Origin of the sequence: Streptomyces sp. McG3 (assembly GCF_018619185.1) — a bacterium.
Lineage (GTDB): Bacteria > Actinomycetota > Actinomycetes > Streptomycetales > Streptomycetaceae > Streptomyces.
In genome coordinates this window covers 1-5,419 of sequence record NZ_JAAXYC010000428.1, presented here as the reverse complement: position 1 = coordinate 5,419, position 5,419 = coordinate 1, and the positions used below count along the sequence as shown (strand labels likewise).

General features: G+C 75.4%; 2 protein-coding genes and 1 pseudogene. All 3 read right to left on the bottom strand.

The genetic code is table 11. The annotated features are described in order from the left end of the window. Positions 1–141, bottom strand: a pseudogene (locus HET64_RS39450) (glycosyltransferase family 4 protein); the annotation flags it as partial. Beyond that, a complete protein-coding gene (locus HET64_RS36135; RefSeq protein WP_215111471.1) occupies positions 138–3,017 on the bottom strand; it encodes a CDP-glycerol:glycerophosphate glycerophosphotransferase in 2,880 nt (959 codons plus the stop codon). The pseudogene HET64_RS39450 and the gene HET64_RS36135, both read right to left, overlap by 4 nt. After that, positions 3,014–5,419: CDP-glycerol glycerophosphotransferase family protein (locus tag HET64_RS36130; RefSeq protein WP_215111470.1), on the bottom strand; the 2,406-nt coding region annotated here is incomplete at its 5' end. The genes HET64_RS36135 and HET64_RS36130, both read right to left, overlap by 4 nt.

Genomic DNA, 5,419 nt, shown 5'->3' with positions numbered 1-5,419 from the left:
CTTGAGGTCGGACGCGTGGACGCCGATGGTGTGGACGCGGTGGCCCTGGCCGGCGAGGAGGCGGGCGGTCTGGTGCATCCAGCCGGTGACGCCGCCGAGTTCGTCGGTGCTGTTGGAGACGATGAAGACGTCGCGGCTCATCGGCCGGCCCCCCGGTCGTGGTCGATGATGTGGCGGGCGCCCCGGGAGGATCCGGGGGCGAAGACGGCGGCGACGGTCCTGCGGGCGGCGTCACCCCGGTCGTAGGGCCCGAACCGCCGGGTGAACGCACGGCGTCGGTCGGCGTACCGGGTGTCGGACCTCTTCAGCTCCGCGAGGGTCCCGAACAGTTCCTCCTGCGTCGCGGTCACCGGCCCGGGGGCGTGCTCCCGCAGGTCGAAGTAGCTGCCGCGCTCGGCCGCGTACGCCTCCAGGTCGGGGGCGAACAGCACGACGGGCCGGTCGAGGAGGGCGAAGTCGAACATGATGGAGGAGTAGTCGGTGATCAGCACGTCGGTGAGGGCGAGGATTTCACTGACGTCGTGGTGGCGCGACACGTCGACGACGGTCCCGGGCGGACAGATCGGCAGCCGGGCGGACTCCAGGTAGTGGGCCCGTACGAGCAGGGTGTGGGTGTCGCCGAATCGCTCCGCGAACTCCCGTACGTCCAGCAGGAGTCGGGCCCTGCGCTGTCTTCCGAGGCCGCCCCGGAACGTGGGGGCGTACAGCACGGTCTTCTTGTGGTCGTCCAGCCCGAGCGTCCCGGCGAGCGGCGGGCGCGGCAGCCGCCCCTCGGTCTCCGACCGGTCGCGCTCCGCGATCAGCGCGTCGTTGCGCGGGTAGCCGGTGCGCAGGAGCCGTTCCTCGGGCAGCCGGTAGGCGCGGGCGAGGGTGTCCACGTCGTGCTCGGAGCGGACGAGGAAGTGGTCGAAGCGGTCCACGGCCTGCTGGAGCCGCCGGCGCTGGGGGGCGCTCTGGAGCCGTACGCGCCGCTCGTCGAAGCCCATCCGCTTGTACGCGGAACCGTGCCAGGTCTGGAGGTACGTGGTGTGCCGGGGCTTTCGCAGCTGCTGCGGGAAGCCCTGGTTGTCGACCCAGAACTCGGCGCGGGCGAGCGCCCACAGATAGCGCCAGGACCAGCGGCGTACGAGGCGGGCGCCGTCCGGGAAGCCGGCCGGGGAGGGGTCGTAGGACCAGGTGGCACGCAGTTTCAGGCCCTGGCGGCGGATCTCCTCGTACAGGGCGCGCGGGCTGTCGCCGTAGCAGGTGCCCATGTGGCTTTCGAGGACGACGGAGCCGCGGCGCACGGGGAGCCGGGTGAGCCAGGTGTTGTAGACGGGGACCTTGAAGCCCCGGGAGCGGTAGCGGTCCAGGCGCCCCCGCAGGGACCGGACGAGGAGCTTCGCCTTGCGGGCGGGCCGGAAGCGGGTGGCGTAGCGGACCAGGCGGTGGGTGGTGCGGGCCGGGCGGCGGCGGGCGGTCAGCCGGAGCGCGAAGTGGTCCTTGAGCGTGATGTAGGGCTCCCAGGTGTCCCCGGCGAGCCGCCCGAGCCGGGGCCTGGCGGGGAACCGGAGGGCCCCTTCCACCTGGTCCTGCGGGGCGAAGAGATCGCTGACGGAACGGGGCCCGTCGGGGCCCCCCGCGGTCACGGTCAGCCGCGCGTCCCACGCCGTGTCGCGGGCGCCGACGGGGCGCAGGCGGCGCGTGACGTCGGCCCGCGCGCGCCAGGTGATCCCGTCGCCGTCGTGCCGGATCTCCTCGACCGGGAACACGACGGCGCGCGCCCCGCCCCGGGCCCGGAACTCCAGGGTCGCGGCGAGGGGGGTCCCGGGGCCGGGGCCGCCGTGGCCGGGCAGCACGAGGCGGCCCTCCAGCAGCAGGCGGCCCCGCTCGGCGGTGGCGCGGGTGAGCCGGTTCATCAGCCGCGCGTCGCCGAACGTGCGGTACTGGTGACCGAGTTCGGTGACGTCGACACCCGGCCCTCCCGGCTCGCCGCCCCAGGTCACCCGGCCGTCCGCGCCCGTCGTCAGCGGCGCGCACACGGTGGCGGGCCTGCTCAGCGCGTACGCCGCGGTGAGGACCCCTTCGGCGTCGCCCCGGGCCAGCAGCCGCACGGCGGCCCGCTCCAGCGGCGGCAGGCCCGGCAGGCCGTCCCGGAAGGAGCCGGTCAGCGCACGGGCGGCGGCCCCGGCGACCCGGTCGCGGCGGGCGGCGGGCAGGTGGGGGAAGGACCGGGCGAGCGGCACCAGGTGGTCGCGGGCGAACCCCTGCTCCCGCTCCTCGCGCAGCTCGGACAGCCCGCGCGCGAGGAGGGTGTTGGCGACCCGGCGGTGACCCTCGACCAGGGCGGCGAGGTCGCGGGCCCGGTCGGGGACGGCCCGGCCGGTCACGATCAGCCGGCGGACCAGCGCGATCCGGCCGACCGCGGCGGCGGCGAGCGGGCCGAAGAGGATCTCGCCGTACGTCAGGTCCTCCTCGTACCGCAGCCCGTGCCGCCTGGCGGCCTCGCGGCGCAGGCAGAATCCGGTCACCAGGGCGTCCCTGACGACGAGTTCGGGGGCGTCGGTGAAGCGGGCGAGGGTGCGGGAGCGGGCGTACAGCTCACCCTGCCAGGACGGCTCCCGCTCCTTGCCGCTCTCGTCCGCGGCCCGGCTCCAGCGGCCGGCGATCAGGTCGGCGCGGCTGGTCTCGCCCGCCTGCCAGAGGTTGCGGCAGGCGTGCGGCTGGAGGCGTTCGCCGGCGGCGAGGACCAGGACGTACCGGCCGCCCGCCGCGTCCAGGCCCGCGTTGCGCAGGGCTCCGGTGGTGCGGACGGCCGGGTCGGCGTGGAGGAGGCGGACCCGCCCGGGGGCCCGGTCGGCGAGGGCCCGGGCGGTGGTCCGGACGGCCGGGGCGGCGGTGGAGGCGAGGACCACGACGGCCTCGGCTCCGCGCAGCGACTGGCCGAGCACGGACTCCACGGAGGCGCGCAGTGCGTCGGCGCCCGCGGGGCCCTCGCTGTCCCCGCCGCCGGTGATCACACAGCTGAAGTCGCTCATGCCTGCTCCCCCTTGAGCATCCGGTCGACGACTCCGGCGGCGGCGGTCCCGTCGTCGAGGTCGCAGAACGCCTCCCGGAACCGCTCGTAGGCCTCCCGGTGCCCGGCGGTCGCGGCTTCCGGGTCGCGCAGGGCGGCCACGATCCCGGCGGAGTCGGGGATCAGGGGGCCGGGGGCGCGCTGCTCGAAGTCGAAGCAGAAGCCGCGCAGGGTGTCGCGGTAGTGGGCCAGGTCGTGGGTGTGGAAGAGCATCGGCCGGCCGGTCTGCGCGAAGTCGAACATGATCGAGGAGTAGTCGGTCACCAGGACGTCGCTGATCAGCAGCAGTTCGGCGACGTCCGGGTGGCGGGAGACGTCCCGGACGAAGGCGGTGTCGGGGACGCTGCCACCGACGAGGTAGTGGCGGCGGATCAGCAGGACGTGGTCCTCGCCGAGGCCCTCCCGGGCCCGCTCCAGGTCGAGTTGGAGGTCGAACCCGTGGCGCCCGCCCTGCCGTGGGCGGTCCTCGCGCCAGGTGGGGGCGTACAGGATCACGCGCCGCCCCTCGGGGAGCGCGAGCCGTTCGCGTACGGCGGCGGCGGTCTCGTCCCGGTCGGGGGCGTACAGCAGGTCGTTGCGCGGGGAGCCGCATTCCAGGACCTCGCCCGAGTAGCCGAAGGCGCGGCGCATCACGGGGGTGGAGAAGCTGTTCGGGGAGACGAGCACGCCCCACTGGGCGGACCGGCGTTCCATGGACGCCATGTACGCGGCGTCGGCGTGCGGGGCGCCCGCGAGGTCGCGGCCGATGCGTTTGAGCGGGGTGCCGTGCCAGGTCTGGACGACGGTCTGCCCCTCGGCCCGCTCGAACCAGTCCGGCAGGTGGGTGTTGGTGACGATCCAGCGGCTGCGGGCCAGCGCCTCGTACCAGTCGGCGCTGTGCAGGGCGATGGGGCGGACGCCTTCGGGCACGGCCGCCTGCTGGTCGCGCACCACCCACAGGTGCTCGATGTCCCGCCCCCGGGCCACGAGTTCGCGGTGGACGGCGCGGGGCGAGTCGGAGCACTGGCGGCCGTCGAAGCTGGAGTAGAGGACGGCGGGGCGCAGTTCGTCGACCGTGGTGGCGCGCAGTCCGGAGTACCGCTCGCGCTGGATCCGCTGCCCGTACGCGCCGCGCTCACCGACGGGGAGGGCGGAGGCCGACTCCAGCACGAGCCGGTCGTGGTGGCGCCGCTGGAGGGTGAAGTCCCGCCCACCGATGTGCTGTTGTGTCGGCAGGGTGGGATGCAGGGGGGTGCCGAGGCGGAGCGGCCGGTAGGCCTCCGGGTCCCGCTCCCCGGGCTCGCGCAGGAAGAGGTACCAGCGCCCCTCGGCGAGCGGCAGCGCCCCGCCGGGCCCCTCGACGGCGGCGGGCGCGATCACGGCCCGGAAGCCGTCGCCGTCTCCCCGCTCCAGACCGAGGACCACCTCCTCCCGGTGGCCGCTGTGCCGCAGGACGAGTTCCCGGAAGGCGCCCATGGGCTCGGGGAAGGTCCCGTCGAGGATCAGGGCGCCCGACTCCTCCCGGACGACGTCGGTGACGACGGGCTGGACGGGCCGGTCGGTGAGCACGAGGTCGCCCGAGGGGTTGGGGGCCGCGTACACCTCACGGCCGCCGGGCAGTGCGTAGCGTCCGTCCTGGCCCTCGGTCCGGGCGGCCACGGTCAACGACGCACCCTCGCCGACGAGTTGCACGCCCCAGATGTCGTCCTGTCCCCGGAAGGCGGTAAGCGGGATGTCCGCCGCCCGGGAGCCGAGCGAGCCGCGCAGGGCGAACTCCCGGGTCTCCTTGGTGCGCCACTCGGTGAGCCGGAGGGCGACCGGCCCGGCGTCGCCGAGGATCTTCACCTCCAGCCGCACGGCGTCCTCGACCGCCGACTGCCCGGTCAGGACGGCCGCGACACGTTCCGTGCGCAGCTCCAGCTTGTTGCCGGACAGGACGGGGACGATACGGGTCCGCTCGTCGGTGTACGTCACGGCGGGCGGGGCCGGGGTGCCGACGAGCCGCATGGGGCCCCGGCGCGGCCGGCCCGCGCCCACGACGACGGCCTCCAGCTTCCACGTCGTGCGCCCGCCGCTCGCTTTCCCGGCGAGTCTGCGCGGGTCGACGACGGCGGTGAACCCGGCGCGGTCGTAGCGGTGCAGAGAGCGGCCGGAGCGGGCGGTGGCCTCGTCGCCCGGGACCGGGCGGGTCCGCAGGGGGATCAGCCGCTTCCCGGAGCGCAGCCAGCCGAGCCGGACCGGGCCGCCCGGCGCGTTCCGTACGTAGGCGTGGCCGGTCAGGTGCAGCAGCCCGTCCCGCCAGACGGCCTCGGTGAGGTGGGCGTGGACGGGCAGGTCGGCCGAGGTCAGTGCGGTCGTGGCGGGCGGCAGGGGGTCGCGGACGGC

Bases quoted from the DNA above. Each gene is read 5' to 3' on its own strand.
- HET64_RS36135 (WP_215111471.1), bottom strand. From the start codon at position 3,017: ATGAGCGACTTCAGCTGTGTGATCACCGGCGGCGGGGACAGCGAGGGC.